Here is a 22,634-nt window from a genome sequence, read left to right as displayed (position 1 = left end):
TCGTCATGTCCAGAAACGGTCCTTTCGCCCTGCTGTTCCATACCCTGGTGGTGCTGTTCATGCTCGCGCCGCTGGTGGTGGTGTGCCTCGTCGCCTTCACCCCGGAAAACACCCTGAGCCTGCCGACCACGGAGTTTTCCCTGCGCTGGTTCCGCGCAGTGTTCGAGCGCGCGGACTTTGTCGATGCGTTCTACAACAGCCTGATCCTGGCGTTCTGCGCCGCCACGCTGGCGACGCTGATCGCGGTGCCGGCAGCCTTGGCAATCACGCGCTTCGAATTCCCCGGACGGGACTTTTTCAACGGTCTGTTCCTGTCGCCGATCATCATTCCGCACCTGGTACTGGGCGTCGCGTTGCTGCGCTTGTTTGCGCTGATGGGTGTCAACGGCAGCTTCGCCTGGCTGATCTTCGCCCATGTGCTGGTGATCACACCGTACGTGCTGCGCCTGGTGTTGGCCTCGGCCATTGGTCTGGACCGCAGCGCCGAACATGCCGCGCAATCCCTGGGCGCCGGACGCTTCACGTTGTTCCGGCAAATCACCTTGCCAATGATTTTGCCGGGCGTCGCCGGTGGCTGGCTGCTGGCGTTCATCAACAGCTTCGATGAGGTCACGTTGTCGATCTTCGTCACCTCGCCGGCCACGCAAACCCTGCCGGTGCGCATGTACGTGTACGCCACTGAGTCCATCGATCCGATGATGGCGGCGGTGTCGGCCCTGGTGATTGCGCTGACCGCGCTGACCATGATTCTGCTCGATCGGGTGTATGGCCTGGATCGGGTTCTGGTGGGTAAACAATGAGGGCGCCGATGGCTCTGCTGAAACGACTGGCCGAAGGCGACCGCCCGGCCCTGGACTTTACCCTCGACGGCAAGCCTGCCCGTGGATTGCTCGGCGACACCCTGCTGACCGCCGTGCTGACCTGCAGCGAACACCTGCGCGGCAGCGATTTCAGCGCCGAGCCCCGTGCCGGTTTCTGCCTGATGGGCGCCTGCCAGGACTGCTGGGTACGCCTGGGCGATGGTCGCCGGGTGCGGGCTTGCTCGACGCTGCTTGAAGCCGGACAGCACATCAACCGCGAACCGGGGCGCTCCCTATGAACACCAACTTCCCCTGCAGAGACCCAATCCCCTGTGGGAGCGGGCTTGCTCGCGAAAGCGTCGTGTCAGCCACCACACCTATTGAATGTGCCGCCCCCTTCGCGAGCAAGCCCGCTCCCACAGGATTGCAGTGTCGATCACTTATGAGGTGGGCATGAAACCTGTAGTCATCATCGGCGCAGGCCCCGCTGGAATCCGTGCGGCGCAAACCCTCGTCGCCCATGGCGTGCGTCCGGTTCTGCTGGACGAAGCCGCGCGCGGTGGCGGGCAGATTTATCGGCGTCAGCCGGCGAATTTCAAGCGTTCGGCGGTCAAGTTGTATGGCTTCGAAGCACGCAAGGCCAAGGCACTGCATCAGACCCTCGACACACTGCGCGAACAACTCGATTATCGCCCCGACACACTGGTGTGGAACGCCGAAGCTGGGGCGCTCGACACCTTGCATGAGGGCCGCGCCGCACGGCTGGAGTTCTCCCGGGTGATAGTCGCCACGGGCGCCACCGACCGGATTCTGCCGGTGCCAGGCTGGACGTTGCCGGGGACATACAGCCTCGGTGCGGCGCAAATTGCCTTGAAGTTTCAAGGCTGTGCCATCGGTGAACGGGTGGTGTTCGCCGGCAGCGGACCGTTGCTGTATCTGGTGGCGTACCAATACGCCAAGGCCGGCGCCAACGTGATCGCCGTGCTCGACAGCTCGCCCTTCAGTGCGCAGGCCCGTGCCCTGCCCGGCCTGCTGTCGCAACCAGCCACGCTGGCCAAAGGCATTTTTTACCGCACCTGGCTGACCGCCCACGGCATCCCGGTACATCAGGGCGCTACCTTGAAACGCATCGATGGCGAACACCGCGTGCAATCGCTGAATTGGTCCAACTCGAAAAGCGAGCATCAGCTGGATTGCGACGCCATAGCCTTCGCCCACGGTCTGCGCAGCGAAACCCAAGTCGCCGACTTGCTGGGCTGTGAATTCACCTGGAACCCGCTCAACCGCGCCTGGCTGCCGCAGCGCGACAGCGCCGGTCGCAGTAGTGTCGCCGAGGTGTACCTGGCCGGTGACGGCGCCGACATCATGGGTGCCGACGCCGCGGAAATGGCCGGTGAACGGGCAGCCCTGGCGCTGCTCGAAGACATCGGTTACCTGATCCCGCCGCAACGTGCCACACGGCTGGAACAGTCGCTGAACACTATCGGCAGATTCCGCCAAGGCCTTGAGCGAGCCTTTATCTTTCCCGAAAACTGGGCCACCGACGCCGCGGATGACCTGATGATTTGCCGCTGCGAAGAAGTGCGCGCCGGCGACATCCGCCAGGTGGTGCGCGAAGGCCATTGGGAGATCAATCGGGTCAAGGCCCATTGCCGGGTCGGCATGGGTCGCTGCCAGGGACGGATGTGTGGCGCCGCCGCAGCGGAAATCATCGCCTGCGAAAGCCAGCGCAACCTGTCCGACATCGGCCGGTTGCGGGCTCAGGCACCGATCAAACCCCTGCCGTTCGGTCTGGAGGTCGAGCCATGATCGAGGTCGATGCAGTCATCATTGGCGGCGGCATTGTCGGCTCCTCCGCCGCCCTGTTCTTGAGCAAGGCCGGCCGTCGCGTTGCGCTGCTGGAGCGGGACTTTTGCGGTTCGCACTCCAGCGGCGTGAACTACGGCGGCGTGCGCCGTCAGGGTCGGCCGCTGTCGCAATTGCCGCTGTCACAACGGGCTCACGAGATCTGGGGGCAACTGCCGCAGTTGATCGGCATCAACGGCGAGTACCAGCGCAGCGGTCACCTGAAACTGGCCCGCAGTCTCAATGACCTGCACGCCTTGCAGGATTACGCCGCCAGCAGCCAGGGCTTCGGCCTCGATTTGCAGGTACTCGAGCGCAACGAATTGCGCGCACGTTTTCCGTGGGTCGGAGAGGTCGCGGTCGGTGCCTCGTTGTGCCCGGACGACGGCCACGCCAACCCGCGACTGGTGTCCCCCGCCTTCGCGCAGGCGGCGCGTCGGCACGGTGCGCAAATCCATGAACAATGCGCAGTGACGGCGGTGGAGCATGACGGTCAGCGCTTTCATGTCAGCACTCAATCCGGCCTCGAGCTGCAAGCCCCCTGGCTGCTGAATTGCGCCGGCGCCTGGGCCGGCAGCCTCGCCGCACAATTCGGCGAAGCAGTGCCGATGCACGCCGGGCACCCGGCGATGCTGGTCACCGAACCGTTGCCGCTGGTGATGAATGCCAGCACCGGCGTCGAGGGCGGCGGCATTTATGCCCGTCAGGTCGCTCGCGGCAATTGTGTGTTGGGCGGCGGCCAGGGCTTTGCCCTCGATGACGCCCGCGCCCGGCCTGGTCAGAACGCAGTCATCGAAATCCTGCGCCAGGCCGTCGAGCTGTACCCGTTTCTTGAAGGCGCCCAGGCGATTCGCACCTGGAGCGGCACCGAAGGTTATCTGCCCGATCGCCAACCGGTGATCGGCCACAGCAGCACTCAACCCGGTCTGTTGCACGCGTTCGGCTTTGCCGGCGCGGGCTTTCAGATCGGGCCTGCGGTGGGCCAGGCGCTCACCGAAATCATCTGTAGCGGCGCGTCAAAGACGTCGCTGGATGCGTTTTCCATCACCCGGTTTCACTCCATCTCCGTTGCTTGATAGAGGAAGGTCGCGCCATGAATCATTTCAAACGCAGTGCACTGCTCGGTTTCTCTTGCTTTGGCGTCATGCTCTCCAGCCAGGCCCAGGCCGAACCGACGCTTTACCTGGGCATGAACGGCGGAACCATGGAGCGGCTCTACGCCGACAAGGTGCTGCCGGCTTTCGAGAAAGCCAATAACGTCAAAGTGGTGATCGTGCCGGGAACCTCCGCCGATATTCTGGCCAAGGTCCAGGCCAGCAAAGGCAACCCGCAGATGCACGTGATGTTCCTCGACGACGGCATCATGTACCGCGCCATCGCCATGGGCTTGTGCGACAAACTCGAAGACAGCACGCCCCTGGCGCAGATTCCGGCCAAGGGCCGCATCAAGGATCAAGCAGTGGCGGTCAGCCTTGGGGTCACCGGGCTGGCGTACAACACGCGGCTGTTCAAGGAAAAAGGCTGGAACGCACCGACCTCCTGGATGGACATGGCCGACCCGCGCTTCAAGGACAAACTGGTGTTTCAGTCGATGGCCTCGTCGACCTTTGGCCTGCATGGTTTTCTGATGTTCAACCGGATTCAGGGCGGCAGCGAAACCGACGTCGAACCGGGGTTCAAGGCGTGGCCGAACACCGTTGGGCGTAACGTGCTGGAGTACATTCCGAGTTCGGCGAAGATCTCCGAAATGCTCCAGACCGACGAAGCGGCGCTGTTTCCGCTGACCCCGACCCAGGTCACCGCGCTGAAACTCAAGGGCATGCCGGTGGAATATGCACAGCCGAAGGAAGGCTCCGTGGTGCTCAACGTCGCCGAATGCGCCATCGCCAACAACACCCAACCGGAACTGGCGCAGAAACTCGCCGCCTTCCTGCTGACGCCCGAAGCGCAAGCCGCCGCGCTTGAAGACGGCGATCAGATTCCGTCCAACCCGAATACGCCCACCACCGACAAGACCCGCGGTCAGGTCGAGGCGATGAAGCAGTATCTGACGACCGCGATCGCCATCGACTGGGATCAGGTCAACGAACAGCGCCCAGCGTGGAATGCCCGGTGGAATCGCAGTATCGAGCGCTAACCTCGAAGATCAAAAGATCCATGTGGCGAGGGAGCTTGCTCCCGTTGGGCTGCGAAGCGGCCCCAAAAAAGGAACTGCTGCGCAGTTCAACGGGAGCAAGCTCCCTCGCCACAAAAGCCCTCCCACCACAGTAGCTTCACCAACACCAGTGGAAGGCAAATTCCCCAATTGGTTAAACTACGCCGCCGCGGCTCAGGGGGAGCCGGCCTGAAGACTACGGGATGACTTCACAGTGACCGTTCGACCACCCAACCGTCCGCGACTTACACCACGCTGGCCCGCGCTACGCCGTTTCTTCGGCAAGGCATCTGCGACGCCGGCCAGTGGCAGTACGCAGGGCCAGGTGATCCACGACTACTTCCACCGCAAGGCCCATACCCAGGGCTACACCCTCAGCCATAGCCAGCAACGAGTGATCGACTGCATGGCGCAGCACGCTTCGGCGCTGCTGGGCACATCAGCGCCGACACTCCCCGGTCTTTACCTCTATGGTGCAGTCGGGCGCGGCAAGAGCTGGTTGCTCGATGGTTTTTTCCAGGCCATCCCCATCGCGGAAAAACAGCGCCTGCACTTCCATGAGTTTTTTGCGCAACTGCACCAGGGCATGTTCAGCCATCGCAATCAGCCCGACCCGCTGACGACCACCCTCGACGAACTGCTGCAAGGTTGCCGGGTGCTATGTTTCGATGAGTTCCACGTGCATGACATCGGCGATGCGATGCTCATCACGCGGCTGTTCAAGGCGCTGTTTCGCCGGGGGATTGTGCTGCTGGTGACCTCCAACTACCCGCCGGAAGGTTTGCTGCCCAACCCGCTTTACCACGCCCGTTTCAAACCGGTGATCGATCTGGTCAACGCGCGCATGCAGGTGATGGAAGTCGGCGGGCCGCATGATTACCGCAGTCAGGCGCGCACCCACGCACAGCAGCTGTTCACCCAGGGCCGGTACGTCTGGCCGGCCACGGTGGCGCAGCGTCAGGTGTTGCAGCTGCTCGAACACGACGCACCGGCCATCCAGCTGCCCGTCGGGACACGGCACCTTCAAGCCCGATACTGTGAAGGGCGAAGCGTCGGCTTCACCTTCGCCGACCTGTGCGAACACCCCACCGCGGTCATGGACTACCTCGAACTGTGCCGGCATTTCGATCGCTGGATCATCGACAAACTGCCCAGCCTCGCCGACCGTTCAATCGCCGCCCAGCAGCGTTTCATCAACCTGATCGACGTCTTGTACGACCAGGACAAGCACCTGATTCTGCTCGGTCACCAGTCATTGCGCGAAAGCCTGGGTGGCGATGCTATCGACCTGGCGCGCACGCGCAGCCGGTTGGGGCAGTTGGTGGAGGTGAGGGATCTGGCTTGACCGAGGAGATTGGGTTTGGGCTGCCGGCCCCTTCGCGAGCAAGCCCGCTCCCACATTGGATCTCCATTGTTCGCGGATTTTGTAGCCAGTGGAGATCAAATGTGGGAGCGGGCTTGCTCGCGAAGGCGGCCTGACAGCCACCCCAACTTTCCCGCTATCATGTCGCCCATTTCCAGGCCCCCACGCCCTCCTCCTGATCAATAGCGAACCTGCCCATGGATACCCTCGCCCAACTGCGCGCCGGCCAACTGTCGGGCATCACCCGTCTGGATCTGTCCTGCGGCCTGACCGAGTTCCCCCAGGAAATCTTCGACCTGGCGGACTCCCTGGAAGTGCTCAACCTCAGCGGCAACGCCTTGCGCAGCCTGCCGGACGACCTGCATCGCCTGACCCGTTTACGCGTGCTGTTCTGCTCGGACAATCAGTTCACCGAACTGCCCGCTTGCCTTGGCCAGTGCACCGCGCTGACGATGATCGGCTTCAAGGCCAACGCCATCGAAAGCGTGCCGGGCGCCGCCCTGCCGCCGCTGTCGCGCTGGCTGATCCTCACCGATAACTGCATCACGGAGCTGCCGACCGAACTGGGTGAATGCCCGCACCTGCAAAAACTCATGCTCGCCGGCAACCGGTTACAGTATTTGCCCGAAAGCCTGCGGCACTGTCATCAACTCGAACTGATCCGCATCGCCGCCAATCAGCTCACCGAGCTTCCCGAATGGCTGCTGACCCTGCCGAGCCTGACCTGGCTGGCGTACGCCGGTAACCCGCTGGAAACCGAAGCCGACGCGGCTGCGCTTGAAGCCACGGCAAGCATTCCCTGGTCGGGGTTGAACCTTGAGAAGAAACTCGGCGAAGGCGCGTCGGGGGTTATTCATCAGGCGTTGTGGGAGCAGACGAAACAGGTCGCGGTGAAGCTCTACAAAGGCGAAATGACCAGCGATGGCTCGCCGTTGCACGAAATGAATGCGTGCATCACCGCCGGCATCCACCCCAACCTGATCCGGGTCGAGGGCCGAATTGTCGATCACCCCCAGCAAACGGCCGGACTGGTGATGCAACTGATCGATCCGAGTTACCGCAACCTGGCCGGGCTGCCGAGCCTGGCGTCCTGCACCCGCGACGTCTACGCCGACGACACCCGGTTCAGCGCCAGCGTGGCGCTGCGCATCGCCAATGGCATTGCTTCAGTGGCTGAACATTTGCACCGCCAAGGCATCACCCACGGCGACCTCTACGGTCACAACATCATGTGGAACGAGCACGGTGATTGCCTGTTGGGCGACTTTGGCGCGGCGTCTTTCCATGCCACCTCGGACAGCCTTGAAAGCCGCGCGCTGCAACGGATCGAAGTGCGGGCGTTCGGGGTGCTGCTGGGGGAATTGCTGGAGCGCATCAACTCGGGGTTGAGTGATGAACAGCGGGGCGCGTTAGAGGATTTGCAGCAGCGCTGCTGTCAGCCAGACGTGCTGGCGCGGCCGGGGTTCAGCGAGGTTGTGCGGGAATTGAAGGGACGGTGACCGCTGCGCGGTCATTCGCGAGCAAGCCCGCTCCCACATAGGATTTGTGAACGCCACAGATCGAATGTGGGAGCGGGCTTGCTCGCGAAGACGGCCTGCCAGGCAACAAAAGCCGTCAATGACACACAGACTTAACCCGCCAACCCGACAAACATATCCTGCACGTCATCGTGGTTATCGAGGCCTTCGAGGAACGCTTCGACTTCAGCCATCTGCTCATCGCTCAGGCCACTGACCGGGTTCTTCGGCTGGTAGCCCAACTTGGCCGACAACACGGTGAAACCCTGCTCTGGCAGCGCTTTCTGTACCGCATCCAGGTCCGCAGGTTCGGTCAGGAACAGCGTCGCGCCGTCTTCACCCGGTTCGAAATCCTGGGCACCGGCTTCGATCGCAGCCATTTCCGGGTCGGCGTCAGGGCTGTCCGGGGACGCCTCGATCATGCCGACGTGGTTGAAGTCCCAGGCCACCGAACCGGAAGCGCCCAACTGGCCCTTACGGAACGCGACGCGGATTTCAGCGACGGTGCGGTTGATGTTGTCAGTCACGCATTCAACGATCAGCGGCACTTGATGCGGTGCGAACCCTTCATACGTCACGCGATGGTATTGCACGGTTTCGCCGAGCTGGCCGGAGCCTTTCTTGATCGCGCGTTCCAGGGTTTCGCGGGGCATCGAGGCTTTTTTCGCCTGTTCGACCACCAGACGCAGGTGTGCGTTGGTGGTGGTATCGGCACCGTTGCGGGCAGCGATGGTGATTTCTTTCACCAGTTTGCCGAAGATCTTGCCTTTGGCGTTGGCTGCCGCTTCTTTGTGTTTAACCTTCCACTGTGCGCCCATTACTCACTCTCTTGATCTGTGGCGCCGAGACATCTATTGGCCGACGCGTTGCGCAAGTTTATACGGCCTAAAGACGCCAATCGACCAAAAATTCCAAGATCTTCACCCTGTGACGAATCGACATCTTCACCAGTGTTTGTAGGGCGTTTCTGAAAAGTCGATTTGCGGTGACGCTTCAGGGCTGTGGTTTCGTACCCTCTGCGCCCATCCTCCCTGGCAGAAGCGCGTTCGATGCACAACGACAAGGAAAGCCCCTTCACCCTGACACTGCTCGACGGCGGTTTGAGTCTGCAGGTGTTGCAGTTCAGCGGCCGTGAAGGTCTCAACCAGCCCTATCGATTCGACATCGACGTGATCGGCCTCGCACCGGCGATGCACCTCGACCAATGGCTGAAACAACCGGCGTTTTTGCGGCTGGCGGATGACCAAGGCATTCACGGCGTGATCCACAGCGTCAGTCGCGAACATCGCGGCCCGCACCGGGTCGGCTATTCCCTGGTGCTGACGCCCCATCTGCAACACTTGGATCGACACAGTTTGCGTCGGGTGTTTCATCGTCTCAGCGTCCCCGCGATCGTGCGCCAGTTGCTGGAGGAGCATCAGTTGCCCGAGCACAGTTATCGTTTCGAACTGGCAAACGGCTGCTACCCGCCCCGGCCTTTTTGCATTCAGTACGATGAGAGCGATCTGGCCTTCCTGCAGCGGCTGTGTGAGGAAGAAGGCATCCACTATCACTTCGAACATCAGCCCGATGGACACGTACTGGTGCTGGCCGATGACAGCTTGAGTTTCCCCCAGGAGCCACTGCTGATGCCGTTCCAGGACGACGCATTGAACGACTCCGTCTTGCCGGTAATCAGCGAACTGTTCCAGCGCCATGAGCCGGTCCCCGCCCCGGCACGATGGGAAGCCAGAAACCGCGGCGCGCCGGTGGTCGGCGATGGCGCGGCCAATCACATGCTCGCCAGAACGGGCCCGGTCACGGCACGCCCTGCACCTGCACAGCTTCATCACGACCAGCTCAGCCGCCGACGGCTGGAACGCCTGCGTTGCCCGCAACGGCAGATCCACGGCCAAAGCAACCAGAGCGAACTGCGCAGTGGACGGATCCTGCAAGTGGCGCAGCATCCGCTCTCGAGTTTCAACGATCAGTGGTTGCTCACCGATATCCGGCACCAGGGGCAGCAGCCCTCGATTCTCGCCGAGGATCAGCCCGGCAGTGCCCGGCGCTATAGCAATCAGTTCACGGCCATTCCCTGGTCAACGGTCTTCAGGCCGGCGCTTAAACAGATCAAGCCGAGCATCCCGGGCTATCAGATCGCCCGGGTACTCGGCCCCGCCGGGCAACCGGCGGCACTCGATGATCAAGGCCGGATACAGGTCAGGCTATGGCCGACGCCGGCGTTCGAGGCGGATGAGTCCGTCGGTTTCTGGCTACCGATCGCCCTCGCAGCACCAGACAGTCGGATCGATCCAGCCAGGCTGCCCACGGCCGGCACCGACGTGCTGATCAGTTTTCTCGACAGCGACCCGGACCGGCCGGTGCTGTGTGCCGGCATGGGCCATCCCCAGCCTTCCCGGCCTGCTCCCGAGCCACGCCGCGATGGCCGTCTACTGCTCGATTGGCTGGTCAACCGCTCGGATCTCGCCCCTTGAGTGTCATCCCTTGTCGGCCTTGCCCGCCGCCGCGGCAAACTTGGCCAGGCGCACGTCGAGGTGCCGTGGCCGGCGCCCGTGATCCTCGGCGCGCTCCTTGCGGCGGATGGCGTTGCGCACCATCAATGAGCCTAAATAACGGATCGGCTCCGGCGGAAAAAAGCCCAGCGGGCCATTCACCAAGGGCGAACGGGTCCAGGCGTTGTCCAGCCCCAGCACCATCGAGGTGAGAATCTGCCCGCCCATATGGCAAGGCCCGACCCCGCTGCCGGAGTAACCGAAACCGTAGAACACATTGCCGCTGGCGCTCATCTGGCCGAAGAACGGTAAACCGGTGACGGAACGATCCGACGGCCCGTTCCAGGTAGCCTCGACCTTGACCTTGGCGAACACCGGGAAGAATTCGCTCAGGCTGTGCTGCAACACGCCGGCATAGGGCGACGGCTGATCGAACACCGGTAGCATTCGCCCACCGTAGGCGAAGGTATTGCCACCCTTGCCGAGCATGATTCGACCATCCGGGGTGTTGTGGTAGTAGTGCACGAAAATCCGCGAATCGAGCACTGTCACGCCGCTGGTCAAACCGATCTCGCTGAGCAAATCCGGCCGCGGTTCGGTGATCAGCATGTCGCTGGAAACAATCGCCACGCTACGTTCGAACTGTGGAAATGCCCGGGCCATCCAGGCATTCATCGCCAGCACCACCCGGTCGGCGCGGATCGTGCCGTCAGGGGTTTTAACTCCCGCAGGCTTGCCCTCTACCAAGCCAGTCATCGCAGTGTTTTCATGAATCCTCACCCCCAGCTGCAAGGCTACCCGACGCAAGCCGCGCACCAATTTGCCCGGCTGAACACTCGCAGCAGCCGGGGAAAACCAGCCCTCCAGGTGTTTGCTGGAACCGGCCATACGCTGTACATCCGCCAGTGGTCGCTGGGTGAAAGAATTGATGCCGTTGCGCTCCAGCGCCGCAATCACCGCGTCGGTCGAGCCGCATTGGGCGCGATTGGTGGCGGTGTAGAGCGTGCCATCGAGGCGGTAATCGGCGTCCACCGCGTACTGTTCGCAGAAGGCACCAATGGCGTGGATGCTGCGTTCAGATTCCTTGACCAGCCGCACCGCCTCCTCGACACCGAACAGCCGTTCCAGGGTGAAATACTTGGCCGACCACGACAGCGCACAACCGCCGTTGCGACCACTGGCACCGGCACCGCAGATGTCCGCTTCGATCAGCAGCACGTCCAGTTCGGGACTCTGCTGCTTGAGCATGATTGCGGTCCATAGCCCGGTATAGCCGCCACCGACAATGCAGACGTCGGCGCGGGTATCACCGGATAAAGGTTCGCACGGCGCGCAGGACTCGGCCGCCAGCGCCTGTTCCAGCCAGAAAGGTCTCATGGGGTAATCCTTATGTACGCAGGGGTTCTACGGTCATCGGCTGGTTGGGCACACATGCATTTTCGGGACGCAGACCAACCGGGCGACTGTTCCAGTGAGGAATCAGCACCAGCGACGAGAACAACGCGCAGCCGGCAAAGACGATGAACACCGTGACCGAGTCGAAGTAACCCGGCAGCAGCCCGCCGAGAATCGCCCCGACCGAGCCGCAACCGTTGACGAAGCCCGCCGCCGTGGCACCGGCCTTGGCGGTGCCGAAATCGATCGCCGCCGCGCCGCTGATCATCGAGTCCGGCCCGTACAGGGTCAGGCCCATGACGAACAGCAGTGCCACCACCAGCAAGACACTGCCGGTATGCAAAGCGCCCATGAACAGCGCCAGGGAAACCGTGAGCGCCAACAAGCTCAGCACACAGGCCGGCATGCGGCGGGCACCGAACAGTTTGTCCGAGGCCAGCCCCAGCAGAATCGGCCCGAGCAGCCCAGCCAGTTCGAACGCAGTAGGAATGATCGCCGCGCCGACCTTGCCCACCGTCGGCATTTGCTCGAAGACGATCACCGGCCCCCACAGCAGAATCGCGTAGCGCGCCGGTTTCAACAGAAAATACGCCAGCCCCAGCACCAACACCGTGCGGTTGCGCAGGATTTCCCGCAGCGGCTCCAGAACGCTGATCTTGCTTTGAGCGTGCGCCTCTTCGGCGGTTAATTCCGGTTCCGGCTCCACCGCCGGCAAGCCAACGTCTTCGGGTTTGTTACGTTGAAAAATAAAAAACAGCACGGCGACCAGCCCAACCACCGCCGCACTGGAAATGAACGCCGCGTGCCAGGTGCCGATCAGCGTATACGCCCACCAACCCGCAAACGGCGAGGCCACCAGCCCGCCAAAGGCGTAGCAGGAGCTCCATAAACCCAATACCCGCCCACGCTGCTCGGCGGGAAAGAAACTGCCAATGTTCTTGCACAGCCCCGACCATCCGGTGGACTGCGCCAGCCCTTGAATCAGCATGCAAGTGGCGAAAATCGGCAACGTGGCAAAGCTGCCCATCACCAAGGCGGCCACCGCGGAAATCAGCAATCCGCCGAGCACCACGACCCGTGGCCCGAAGCGGTCGGCCAGGATGCCCCAAGTGAATTGCCCGATGGCGTAAGCCGCCAGGTAGATGGCATCGAGGTTGGCCATGGCCATTTTATCGAGGGTGAAGGTGGGGTCTTCGGCGATCCCCAGTTTGGCCACGGAAAACGCTTTGCGGGTGAAGTAGAACGCGGCATACGCGAGCCAGGTGATGGCGAAAATCTGCACGCGCCAACGCTTGATGGTACCGATGGGATTGTTCATTGTGGTTCTGACCTCAGGGTGTGAGTGTGCCGGCAGAATTGGAAGAAAACGCCTGTGTTTTTTATTGTTGAGCACTGCGGTATCGCCTGTTCCCTGAGGCGATACCGGTCAGATGAGTCCTGCTGATTGCACGCACAGGCTCATGGCCGCCGATGCTGTTCGACTGAGCAGTCACCGGGGTTGAGGCGATAAAAACAATAACTGACTAATAAGTGAAATCGATTTATCGTATTTCAAATATAAGCTCAGCTTGTTACTGGCCAAGCTCGTTACTGGAGAGTTCGATGTCGGTGTCCCACGCCCAGCTCAAAGCCTTTCACGCCGTCGCGGTCCACGGAAGCTTTACCAAAGCCGCCGAGAGGCTGTTTCTGACGCAACCGGCGATTTCCGACCAAGTGCGCAAACTCGAAGAGCGTTTTGGTGTGTTGCTGTTCCACCGCAATAAACGCTCGGTGCGCCTGACCGATCTGGGCGAACGTCTGTTGAGCATCACCCAGCGACTGTTCGTCATCGAAGCCGAGGCGCAGGAGTTGCTTCACGCGTCTCAGGCGTTGCAAACCGGCAGCCTGATTCTGGCGGTGGATGCGCCGGTGCATGTGCTGCCGCAAATCGCGCGGTTCTGCGAGCGCTACCCCGGCATCAGCGTGAAGATTGAAACCGGCAACACCGACGAATCACTGTTTCGGCTATTCAACTATCAGGCCGATCTGGCCCTGTTGGGACGCGATGTCAGCGACGATCGTTTGCTCTCGTTGCCGCTGCGCAATGACCCGATGGTGGCGTTCGTTTCGCGTCATCATCCGTGGGCCGATCGCGAGTCCATCTGCCTGGCGGACCTGGACGACACGCCGCTGGTGCTGCGGGAAATCGGTTCGGTGACCCGCCAGACCCTGGAAGAAGAAATGGCCCGCGCCGGGTTTCGCATCCGCCCGGCGATTGAAGTCGAAGGCCGGGAAGCGGCGCGCGAGGCGGTGGTGGTCGGGATTGGCGTGGGGGTGGTGTCGGCCGCTGAATTTGGTGCGGATTCGCGGGTATGCGCGTTACCGATTACCGATTGCACACGACGGCTGACGGAGACGCTGGTGTGCTTGCGCGAACAGAGTTCGCGGCGAGTGGTGGCGACGTTTCTGGAGATGGTTCGCGAGAGTCTTGTGTAGGCAGGCCCGGCCTCTTCGCGAGCAAGCCCGCTCCCACAGTGGATCTCTGTCGTACACACAATTTGTGTCTGCTGAAGATCAAATGTGGGAGCGGGCTTGCTCGCGAAGGCCGCGCCTCGGTCTACCTGACGGGCGCCAACCCAAAAAACGCCTGTATCAACCGCAAATCCCGCCGCCGCTCCATGCACCCGATCATGTGCCGATTGACCAACCCCTCGCCAATAATCGGCACCGCCGCCACTCGCGGGTCGTGGCTGACTTCTACCGACGACACCACACCCACGCCCAGTTCTGCGGCCACCGCCTCGGTCACCGCCTCGCGACTGTCCAGTTCCAGCAACACCCGTGGATTGACCCTGGCCTGTGCGCATGCTTCGTCGAACGTGCGTCGGGTAATCGAACTCGGCTCACGCAAGACCATGATCACCTGGTCCAGCTCCTTGAGCTGCACCCCTTTCGACTGCTGCGCCCACGGATGACCCGCGGGCACCAACGCGCAAATCCTCGACTCGCTCAACGCTTGCAGGTGTAGCCCCTTGCGCGGCTCGACCTCGGTCAGCACCGCCACGTCGGCATGCTCCGACAACAACGCCGCTAATGTTTCTTGGGCATTGCCCAACCGCAGGTTCACGGTGATCCCCGGATAACGCGCACGCAAACTGGCGAGCATCGGCATGACCATATGCGGCCCGTCCGCCGCCACTTCCAGGCGCCCGGTCAGCAGCTGCCGGTTGGCCTCCAGCATCACCTGCGCCTCTTCAGCCAGGCCGAACATCGCCCGGGTGATTGCCGCGAGTTTGGTGCCCTCTTCCGTCAGCTCGACGCGCCGCGCGGTACGTCGCAACAAAGTGATCTGGTAGTGCTCCTCCAGCGCCTTGATGTGCCCGGTGACGGCCGGTTGACTGATGAACAGCCGCTCGGCGGCACGGGTGAAGCTGCCCTCGCGGGCCACGGCGTCGAAGGCGCGTAGCTGGAACAGATTCATGAATAACCCTCACTGATGGCTAGCATAACAACAAACAATTTGATTGATAGCTCACCGAATTGCAATTTATGTCCCGTAGCTTCATCCCACTGAGCTTTTGCGAGGACACAAGAATGAGTACTGCCGAGCCCATCCTGCTCACCCCTGGCCCACTGACCACATCGAGCCGCACCCGTCAGGCAATGATGGTCGACTGGGGCTCATGGGATGACCGCTTCAACCAACTGACCGCCAGCCTCTGCGAACAACTGCTAACGATCATCAACGGCGGCGACAGCCATCACTGCGTGCCGTTACAAGGCAGCGGCACGTTCGCGGTCGAGGCGGCCATCGGCACACTGGTGCCTCGGAACGGTAAAGTGCTGGTGCTGATCAACGGCGCCTACGGCAAACGCCTGGCGAAAATCTGCGAAGTGCTCGGCCGTTCATTCAGCACCTTCGAAACCGCCGAAGACGAACCAACTACCGCCGACGACGTCGACCGCCTGCTACGGGCCGATGCCAGCATCACCCACGTCGCGTTGATTCACTGCGAAACCAGCACCGGCATCCTCAACCCGCTGGCGGACATCGCCCACGTTATCGAGCAACACGGCAAACGCCTGATCATCGACGCCATGAGCTCGTTTGGCGCCCTGCCTATCGACGCCCAGGATGTGCCGTTCGATGCGCTGATCGCCGCCTCGGGCAAATGCCTGGAAGGTGTGCCGGGGATGGGCTTCGTCTTCGCACGCAAGGAAGCGCTGGCCAATGCCGCCGGTAACTCGCACTCACTGGCGATGGACTTGTTCGACCAGCACACCTACATGGCCAAGACCGGGCAATGGCGCTTCACCCCGCCGACCCACGTGGTCGCGGCGCTGCACGAAGCGCTGCTGCAATACAACGAAGAAGGCGGCTTGCCCGCACGGCATCAGCGCTACGCCAATAACTGCCAGGTGCTGCTCGATGACATGGCCAAACTGGGGCTGCGCAGCTTCCTTCCGGCCGCGATCCAGGCGCCGATCATCGTCACCTTCCACGCGCCGAAAGACCCGCGCTATCAGTTCAAGGAATTCTATGAACGGGTCAAGGCCAAGGGATTCATCCTCTACCCCGGCAAACTGACCCAGGTCGAAACCTTCCGCGTCGGCTGCATCGGCCACGTCAACCAGGCCGAAATGCACGCGGCGGTGGCGGCAGTGGCCGAGGTGCTGCGCGAGATGGAAGTACTCGACATCTGATTCACCTCAATCCCCTGTGGGAGCGGGCTTGCTCGCGAAAGCGGACTGACATTCAACATTGATGTCGACTGACACACCGCCTTCGCGAGCAAGCCCGCTCCCACCAAAAGCAGCTCCCCTCTTAGCCAGTTGCCACAGGAATTTGCTCACCATGAACTACACCAACCCAACCAAACTCCAAGCCGCCATCCTCGACTGGGCCGGCACTGTCGTCGACTTCGGTTCCTTCGCCCCGACGCAGATTTTTGTCGAAGCCTTCGCCGAGTTCGACGTCCAGGTGTCCATCGAAGAAGCCCGCGGGCCGATGGGCATGGGCAAGTGGGACCACATTCGTACCCTGTGCGATCAGCCGCAAGTCGCCGAGCGTTACCGCAACGTGTTCGGTCGCACCCCGACCGACGATGACGTCACCGCCATTTACAAACGCTTCATGCCGCTGCAGATCGAAAAAATCGCCGAACACTCGGCCCTGATTCCCGGCGCCCTGGACACCATCGCCAACCTGCGCCAGCAAGGGATCAAGATCGGTTCGTGCTCCGGCTACCCGAAACAGGTCATGGACAAAGTCGTCGAACTGGCCGCCACAAACGGTTACGTCGCCGACCACGTGGTCGCCACCGACGAAGTGCCCAACGGCCGCCCATGGCCGGCTCAGGCACTGGCCAACGTGATTGCCCTGGGCATCGACGACGTCGCGGCCTGCGTGAAGATCGACGACACGGTGCCGGGCATTCTCGAAGGTCGCCGCGCCGGCATGTGGACCGTGGCGTTGATCTGCTCCGGCAACGCGCTGGGTCTGGACTACGAAGGCTATCGCGCCCTGAGCAGCGATAAACTGGCCAGCGAACGCAAGCGCATTCACGCCATGTTCGAAGGCTCGCGGCCGCACTACATGATCGACACCATCACCGACTTGCCCGAGGTGATCGCCGACATCAACAAGCGCCTGGCCAAGGGCGAGATGCCGCAAACCAACTGATTGCGCTTCTCGTTTCATAAAAAAGCGCCAGCTCCTTTAACGGAACTGGCGCTTTTTTGTGGTCGATTACTTGATTCAGAGCATTGAACAGCCCCTTCGCCTCAGGCAAACCCACCAAACAGGATTACAGTTAACCCACGCCGTCGAACAAGAACGGTGACTTCAGACCAGACCTGTGAGGAAACACCATATGCCCTGGAAGAATTCCGAATCACGCTACAGCACCGTATCAATCGCGCTGCACTGGTTGATGCTGGTACTGCTAATCGTGGTTTACGCCTGCATCGAATTGCGCGGGATATTCCCCAAAGGCAGTGGCGGCCGGACGCTGATCAAGGAGGCGCACTTTATGCTCGGCTTGACGGTGTTCGTGCTGGTCTGGCTGCGGCTGTTCGCCCGCAGCCTGGGGCCGGCGCCGCAGATCTTTCCCGCCTCGCCTCGCTGGCAAACCCTGCTCGCCAAACTGATGCATTGGGCGTTGTATATTTTCATGATCACCATGCCGATTCTGGGCTGGCTGATTACCAGCGCCGAGGGGCATCAGGTGATGTTCTATGGCTTCGATCTGCCGTTGCTGATCGAAGAGAACAAACCGCTGGCCAAGCAGCTTGAGGGCTGGCATGTGCTCGGCGGGACGATCGGCTATTGGCTGATCGGACTGCACGCCGTGGCCGGGCTTTATCATCACTATGTGGTGCGCGATAACACCCTGCTGCGGATGATGCCCAAGCGCGGTTGAGTTCGGTAAGTCAAGACGCAGAACCTGTGGGAGCGTGGCTTGCCCGCGAAGAACGATGACGCGTAATACCTGAAAACCGCGGTGCATTCTTCGCGGGCAAGCCACGCTCCCACAGGATTATCGTCGCTCAAATTTCTTGGCCCCTCTCCACAAAAGTACAATGTGCCCCTTCAGGTTTGTGAACTGAAACCCCGACGCCCCTGCAAGCCACCGGTATGGATGAAGATCAGCCTCGTGCCCCGGGCAAACTTACCCGCCTCGATTTGTTGCTTGAGCGCCAGCAGCGCTTTGCCGGTGTACAGCGGCTCGAGAGGAATGCCACTGGCCTGTTCGGTCTGCTCGATGAACGCAAGCAACGGCGGATCGACTTTGGCAAAACCGCCACGGCTGGCGTCCAGCAGTTCATAGGCGGGATCGATCAGTCCGGCTTCCTGCACAATCATCTCGACCTGCTGCGCCACGCCATGATCGTCAGGCACCGCCAGCGCGCCATACACCGGATGTTCGCCCGCCTCGGCCAGAACCAGGCCGGCCAGAGTGGTACCTGTTCCGCAGGCCAGCCACCAGCCGTCGTAGTGGCTCCAGCCCAGACCGCTCAATTGCTCGCAGGCCAGAGTCACCAATTGCCCGCAGCCCTTCGCCCCAGGCAAGCCGCCACCACCTTCCGGTACAGGATGTAGCTCGGGGTATTGCTCCCGCCATGACACCCAGAAGCCTGGCTCGTGCCGCGCTCGATAACCGCCATAACCCAACCAATGCAAGTGCATGCCGAACGCCTGCAAGTCCTTTACCGTCGGGGTGTCTTGCGGATGCCCGCGCAGCAGGCCGACGGTGGTGAAACCGAAGCGTTTGCCCGCCGCCGCCAGCGCATGGAGATGGTTGGAATGGGCACCACCCAGACTGATGATGCCTTGGGCGCCGCTCTGGTCTGCGGCTTTGAGGTGTTCGATGAGTTTGAACCACTTGTTGCCGCTGATCAGCGGGTCGATCTGGTCCAGACGCAGGATCGCGACGTCGATGCCGGCAGTGGTGAGCCAGTCGAGGTGAAGGGGTTCGAGGGGGGCTTGGGGTAGCCAGTCTGTTGGAGGGGAAAGCATTGATGCCGGCTCGGGGTAAAGAGCCGGTATCTTAGCAGCAGACTTGTGGCGAGGGAGCTTGCTCCCGCTTGGCTGCGCAGCAGCCACAGAATCAGCGACGTTGATTAACCTGACACTACATCATCGCTGATAGAGGGAGTCCTTCGGCCTCCAGCGGGAGCAAGCTCCCTCGCCACAGAGTTATGCGTATTACAACTCAGCCGCCAACCGCGAACCCTGGTTGATCGCGCGCTTGGCATCCAGCTCCGCCGCCACGTCCGCGCCGCCGATCAAATGCACGTTCTGCCCCGCCGCGACCAGGCCGTCCTGCAACTCACGCAACGGATCCTGTCCGGCGCAAATCACGATGTTGTCCACCGGCAGCACCTGCGGTTCGCCGCTTTCGCCGATGCGGATGTGCAGGCCTTCGTCGTCGATCTTCAGGTACTCGACGCTATTGAGCATCTGTACCTGCTTGTTCTTCAGGCCGGTACGGTGAATCCAGCCAGTGGTCTTGCCCAGGCCGTCGCCGACCTTGGATTTCTTGCGTTGCAGCAGGAACACCTCACGGGCCGGCGCATGCGGCTCAGCCTTGATGCCCGCAACGCCGCCGCGCGCTTCCAGGTGTGTATCGATGCCCCATTCTTTCCAGAAGGCTTCGCGGTCCTGACTGGTGGCCACACCCTCGTGAACGAGGAATTCCGACACGTCGAAACCGATACCGCCGGCACCGATCACCGCAACGCGCTTGCCCACCGGTTTACGCTCGAGGATCACGTCCAGGTAGCTCAGCACCTTGGCGTGTTCGACGCCCGGAATCGCCGGCACCCGTGGCGCAATACCGGTGGCCAGGATGATCTCGTCGTAACCGCCCTCGACCAACTGCGCCACATCCACACGGGTGTTCAGGCACAGTTCGACGTGGGTGGTCTGCAATTTGCGGTTGAAGTAGCGCAGGGTTTCGAAGAACTCTTCTTTGCCCGGCACGCGCTTGGCGATGTTGAACTGGCCGCCGATTTCGCTGGCCGAATCGAACAAAGTCACCTGATGACCACGTTCAGCAGCCACGGTCGCGGCAGACAGCCCCGCAGGGCCGGCACCGACCACGGCGATTTTCTTGATCTGCTGCACCGGCAGGTAGTTGAGTTCGGTTTCATGGCAGGCCCGTGGGTTCACCAGGCAACTGGTCAACTTGCCGCCAAAGGTGTGATCCAGGCATGCCTGGTTGCAACCGATGCAGGTGTTGATTTCATCGCCACGACCGGCCGCAGCCTTGTTGACGAAATCCGGGTCGGCGAGGAACGGGCGCGCCATGGACACCATGTCGGCATCGCCGTCGGCCAGGATCTGCTCGGCGACTTCCGGGGTGTTGATGCGGTTAGTGGTGATCAGCGGAATGTTCACCGTGCCACGCAGCTTGGCCGTGACCTTGCTGAACGCCGCACGCGGCACCTTGGTGGCGATGGTCGGAATCCGCGCTTCGTGCCAGCCGATGCCGGTGTTGATGATCGTCGCACCGGCCTGCTCGATGGCCTTGGCCAATTGCACGATCTCTTCCCAGCTGCTGCCGCCTTCCACCAGGTCGAGCATCGACAGGCGGAAGATAATGATGAAGTTCGGACCGACCGCTTCGCGTACCCGGCGGACGATTTCTACCGGCAGGCGCATGCGGTTTTCGTAAGCGCCGCCCCAACGGTCGGTGCGATGGTTGGTGTGGGCCGCGAGGAACTGGTTAATGAAATAACCTTCGGAGCCCATGATTTCGACGCCGTCGTACTCGGCTTTTTGCGCCAGGGTCGAGCAGGTGACGAAGTCGCTGATCTGCTTCTCGATGCCCTCCTCGTCCAGCTCTTTAGGCTTGAACGGGTTGATCGGCGCCTGAATCGCGCTCGGCGCCACTTGTTTTGGGCTGTAGGCATAACGCCCGGCATGAAGAATCTGCATGCAGATCTTGCCGCCCGCCTCGTGCACTGCCCGGGTGACGATCAGGTGCTTGAGTGCTTCTTCCTCGGTGGTCAGCTTGGCCGCGCCGGAGTAAACCCCGCCCTCATCATTCGGGCCGATACCACCGGTGACCATCAGGCCAACGCCACCACGGGCACGCTCTGCGAAGTACGCGGCCATGCGCTCGAAACCGCCGGGCTTTTCCTCAAGACCCGTGTGCATCGAGCCCATCAGGGTGCGGTTGCGCAACGTGGTAAAACCCAGGTCCAGCGGGGCCAACAGGTGCGGGTAATGAGCGGCGGCCATCGGTAACTCCACAACGAGCGATCACGGAAAAAATGCAGGAGCTCTTCGGCCCCATCAGTCATGTTCGACAGACTAAGAGTCGCACCGCTGTCACTCAATGACCGTAACTGACAACTTATTGATCCAAATGTGCAGCGCCCCTTGGCAAGCGCGGGCATGCGCCCTACCCTAGTCGCGAACCCTGCACACGGTCGCTGACTGTTTCCCCATGCGCAAACTTTTGTACCTGACTTTCTCCATGGCGTTGATCGCCGCCCTCACGACCTACGCCATGTGGGCCGCGGACCGTCCGGTGGGTCATTACCTGTCGGACTTGCGCATCAGTCTCGCGGTCGATCAGGGCACTCCCGCCGATCGCGGCAATCTGCTGGGTATCCAGCCCGAGCTGTTCCCCACCGACTATCAAAGCCCCGAACGCCTGCACCGCAAGCTCGCGGCTTATTTGCAGAAGGCTCAGGACCAAGGCCTGCTGAATGAAAAGACCATCGTCGTACTGCCTGAACATATCGGCACCTGGCTGATGGTCAGCGGCGAGAAAGACGAGTTGTACCAGGCCACCACCCTCAAGGAGGCTATGAACTGGCTGGCGGTGAGCAACCCGTTGCAGTTCATCCGCGCCCTGATCAGCGCCGAGGGCGGCAATCGTCTCGACGACGCGCACTTGCGGATGAAAGCCAAGAAAATGGCCAAGAGTTACCAGGCGCTGTTCGGCGGCTTGGCGAAAGAATTCCACATCACTCTGGTGGCGGGTTCCATCGTGTTGCCCGAGCCGAGTGTCAGCGATGGCACCCTGAAGATTGGCCGCGGTGCCCTGTACAACAGCAGCGTAGTGTTCGGTCGCGACGGTTTGCCGATCGGCCAGCCGCAGCGGCAAATGCACCCGACTTTCGCTGGTCACGACACCGTCGATGCCAATTCCGAACACACGGTCAACGTCGTCGACACACCGGCCGGACGCTTGGGCGTGTTGATCGGCAGCGACAGTTGGTATCCGGAAAACTATCGCAAACTCGACGATCAAGGCGCGCAACTGGTGGCGGTCCCGGCGTTCGTCGTCGGGCGTGGGTCTTGGGATCAACCGTGGCGCGGCTACAAAGGCCAGTCCACGCCGAGCTCTGTTAGTCTCAAGGCTGGCGAACTCAGTGAAGGTCAGGCTTGGCATCGGTTGACGCTGATTGCCCAACCGTCCGGCAGCCAGGCCATCGCCGGCATGAGCGTGTTCCTGCGCGGTCAGTTCTGGGACAAGAGCAGCGCCGGTCAAAGCTTCCTCAGCAGCAACGGGCAACAATTCGCCGACGGCGATGCCCGGGGCGCGCGTTTGCTGAACCTCTGGCTGTAAG

19 protein-coding genes are annotated in these 22,634 nt (G+C 61.8%); 13 read left to right on the top strand and 6 right to left on the bottom strand.

Annotated features, from left to right (window positions below):
• Positions 1–5: 5 nt before the first annotated feature.
• From PMI36_RS11210 to PMI36_RS11240, 7 genes are all read left to right on the top strand, one after another.
• A complete protein-coding gene (locus PMI36_RS11210) occupies positions 6–800 on the top strand; it encodes an ABC transporter permease (protein WP_007896923.1) in 795 nt (264 codons plus the stop codon).
• Positions 801–808: 8 nt separating this feature from the next.
• Positions 809–1,099 (top strand): (2Fe-2S)-binding protein, encoded by a 291-nt coding sequence (locus tag PMI36_RS11215; RefSeq protein WP_007896924.1) that lies wholly within the window; start codon positions 809–811, stop codon positions 1,097–1,099.
• A gap of 154 nt (positions 1,100–1,253) precedes the next feature.
• Positions 1,254–2,609, top strand: coding sequence for an FAD/NAD(P)-dependent oxidoreductase (locus tag PMI36_RS11220; protein ID WP_032830517.1), 1,356 nt, complete (start codon positions 1,254–1,256; stop codon positions 2,607–2,609).
• Complete coding sequence (locus PMI36_RS11225) at positions 2,606–3,721, top strand: NAD(P)/FAD-dependent oxidoreductase (protein ID WP_008073112.1); 1,116 nt, start codon at positions 2,606–2,608, stop codon at positions 3,719–3,721. The genes PMI36_RS11220 and PMI36_RS11225 overlap by 4 nt, the downstream gene beginning before the upstream one ends.
• Positions 3,722–3,738: 17 nt before the next feature.
• Complete coding sequence (locus PMI36_RS11230) at positions 3,739–4,782, top strand: ABC transporter substrate-binding protein (RefSeq protein ID WP_008073111.1); 1,044 nt, start codon at positions 3,739–3,741, stop codon at positions 4,780–4,782.
• A gap of 232 nt (positions 4,783–5,014) precedes the next feature.
• On the top strand, positions 5,015–6,145 hold the full coding sequence (gene zapE, locus PMI36_RS11235; protein WP_032830516.1) for a cell division protein ZapE: 1,131 nt from the start codon (positions 5,015–5,017) through the stop codon (positions 6,143–6,145).
• Between the two features lie 215 nt (positions 6,146–6,360).
• A complete protein-coding gene (locus tag PMI36_RS11240) occupies positions 6,361–7,662 on the top strand; it encodes a leucine-rich repeat-containing protein kinase family protein (RefSeq protein WP_008073109.1) in 1,302 nt (433 codons plus the stop codon).
• 131 nt (positions 7,663–7,793) lie between these two features.
• On the opposite strand, the gene PMI36_RS11245 is transcribed toward PMI36_RS11240, so the two are convergent.
• Positions 7,794–8,498 (bottom strand): YebC/PmpR family DNA-binding transcriptional regulator, encoded by a 705-nt coding sequence (locus PMI36_RS11245; protein ID WP_007903391.1) that lies wholly within the window; start codon positions 8,496–8,498, stop codon positions 7,794–7,796.
• 231 nt (positions 8,499–8,729) lie between these two features.
• Here PMI36_RS11245 and PMI36_RS11250 point away from each other — a divergent pair, with 231 nt between their 5' ends.
• Positions 8,730–10,154, top strand: a complete 1,425-nt coding sequence (locus PMI36_RS11250) for a type VI secretion system Vgr family protein (protein WP_008073108.1) — start codon at positions 8,730–8,732, stop codon at positions 10,152–10,154.
• A 3-nt stretch (positions 10,155–10,157) separates the two neighbouring features.
• Here PMI36_RS11250 and PMI36_RS11255 read toward each other — a convergent pair whose 3' ends face one another.
• Positions 10,158–11,549, bottom strand: a complete 1,392-nt coding sequence (locus tag PMI36_RS11255; protein WP_008073107.1) for an FAD-dependent oxidoreductase — start codon at positions 11,547–11,549, stop codon at positions 10,158–10,160.
• A gap of 10 nt (positions 11,550–11,559) precedes the next feature.
• Positions 11,560–12,885 (bottom strand): MFS transporter, encoded by a 1,326-nt coding sequence (locus tag PMI36_RS11260; protein WP_008073106.1) that lies wholly within the window; start codon positions 12,883–12,885, stop codon positions 11,560–11,562.
• A 284-nt stretch (positions 12,886–13,169) separates the two neighbouring features.
• On the opposite strand from PMI36_RS11260, the gene PMI36_RS11265 reads away from it, so the two are divergent.
• Positions 13,170–14,042 carry a LysR family transcriptional regulator gene (locus PMI36_RS11265; RefSeq protein ID WP_007903388.1) on the top strand — a complete coding sequence of 291 codons (873 nt, stop codon included), beginning with the start codon at positions 13,170–13,172 and terminating at the stop codon, positions 14,040–14,042.
• Positions 14,043–14,163: 121 nt separating this feature from the next.
• Here the strand turns inward: PMI36_RS11265 and PMI36_RS11270 are convergent, their stop codons facing one another.
• The gene (locus PMI36_RS11270) at positions 14,164–15,027 is read right to left on the bottom strand and encodes a LysR substrate-binding domain-containing protein (protein ID WP_008073105.1); all 864 of its coding nucleotides are present in this window, start codon (positions 15,025–15,027) and stop codon (positions 14,164–14,166) included.
• Positions 15,028–15,140: 113 nt separating this feature from the next.
• Here PMI36_RS11270 and PMI36_RS11275 point away from each other — a divergent pair, with 113 nt between their 5' ends.
• The 3 genes from PMI36_RS11275 (at position 15,141) to PMI36_RS11285 (ending at position 17,968) form a co-directional block, all read left to right on the top strand.
• On the top strand, positions 15,141–16,250 hold the full coding sequence (locus PMI36_RS11275) for a 2-aminoethylphosphonate--pyruvate transaminase (RefSeq protein ID WP_008073104.1): 1,110 nt from the start codon (positions 15,141–15,143) through the stop codon (positions 16,248–16,250).
• Positions 16,251–16,401: 151 nt separating this feature from the next.
• On the top strand, positions 16,402–17,229 hold the full coding sequence (gene phnX / locus PMI36_RS11280) for a phosphonoacetaldehyde hydrolase (RefSeq protein ID WP_008073103.1): 828 nt from the start codon (positions 16,402–16,404) through the stop codon (positions 17,227–17,229).
• A 190-nt stretch (positions 17,230–17,419) separates the two neighbouring features.
• A complete protein-coding gene (locus PMI36_RS11285) occupies positions 17,420–17,968 on the top strand; it encodes a cytochrome b (protein WP_008073102.1) in 549 nt (182 codons plus the stop codon).
• Positions 17,969–18,138: 170 nt separating this feature from the next.
• On the opposite strand, the gene PMI36_RS11290 is transcribed toward PMI36_RS11285, so the two are convergent.
• Entirely contained in the window at positions 18,139–19,065 is a 927-nt protein-coding gene (locus tag PMI36_RS11290) for a 1-aminocyclopropane-1-carboxylate deaminase/D-cysteine desulfhydrase (protein WP_008073101.1), read from the bottom strand.
• A gap of 189 nt (positions 19,066–19,254) precedes the next feature.
• On the bottom strand, positions 19,255–21,294 hold the full coding sequence (locus PMI36_RS11295) for an NADPH-dependent 2,4-dienoyl-CoA reductase (RefSeq protein ID WP_008073100.1): 2,040 nt from the start codon (positions 21,292–21,294) through the stop codon (positions 19,255–19,257).
• A 208-nt stretch (positions 21,295–21,502) separates the two neighbouring features.
• Here PMI36_RS11295 and PMI36_RS11300 point away from each other — a divergent pair, with 208 nt between their 5' ends.
• Complete coding sequence (locus PMI36_RS11300; RefSeq protein ID WP_008073099.1) at positions 21,503–22,633, top strand: nitrilase-related carbon-nitrogen hydrolase; 1,131 nt, start codon at positions 21,503–21,505, stop codon at positions 22,631–22,633.
• Position 22,634 lies beyond the last annotated feature (1 nt).

Source organism: Pseudomonas sp. GM79 (genome assembly GCF_000282495.1).
GTDB lineage: Bacteria > Pseudomonadota > Gammaproteobacteria > Pseudomonadales > Pseudomonadaceae > Aquipseudomonas.
Note: the sequence above shows the minus strand (reverse complement) of the source record. Positions and strands in the feature narration are given on the sequence as shown.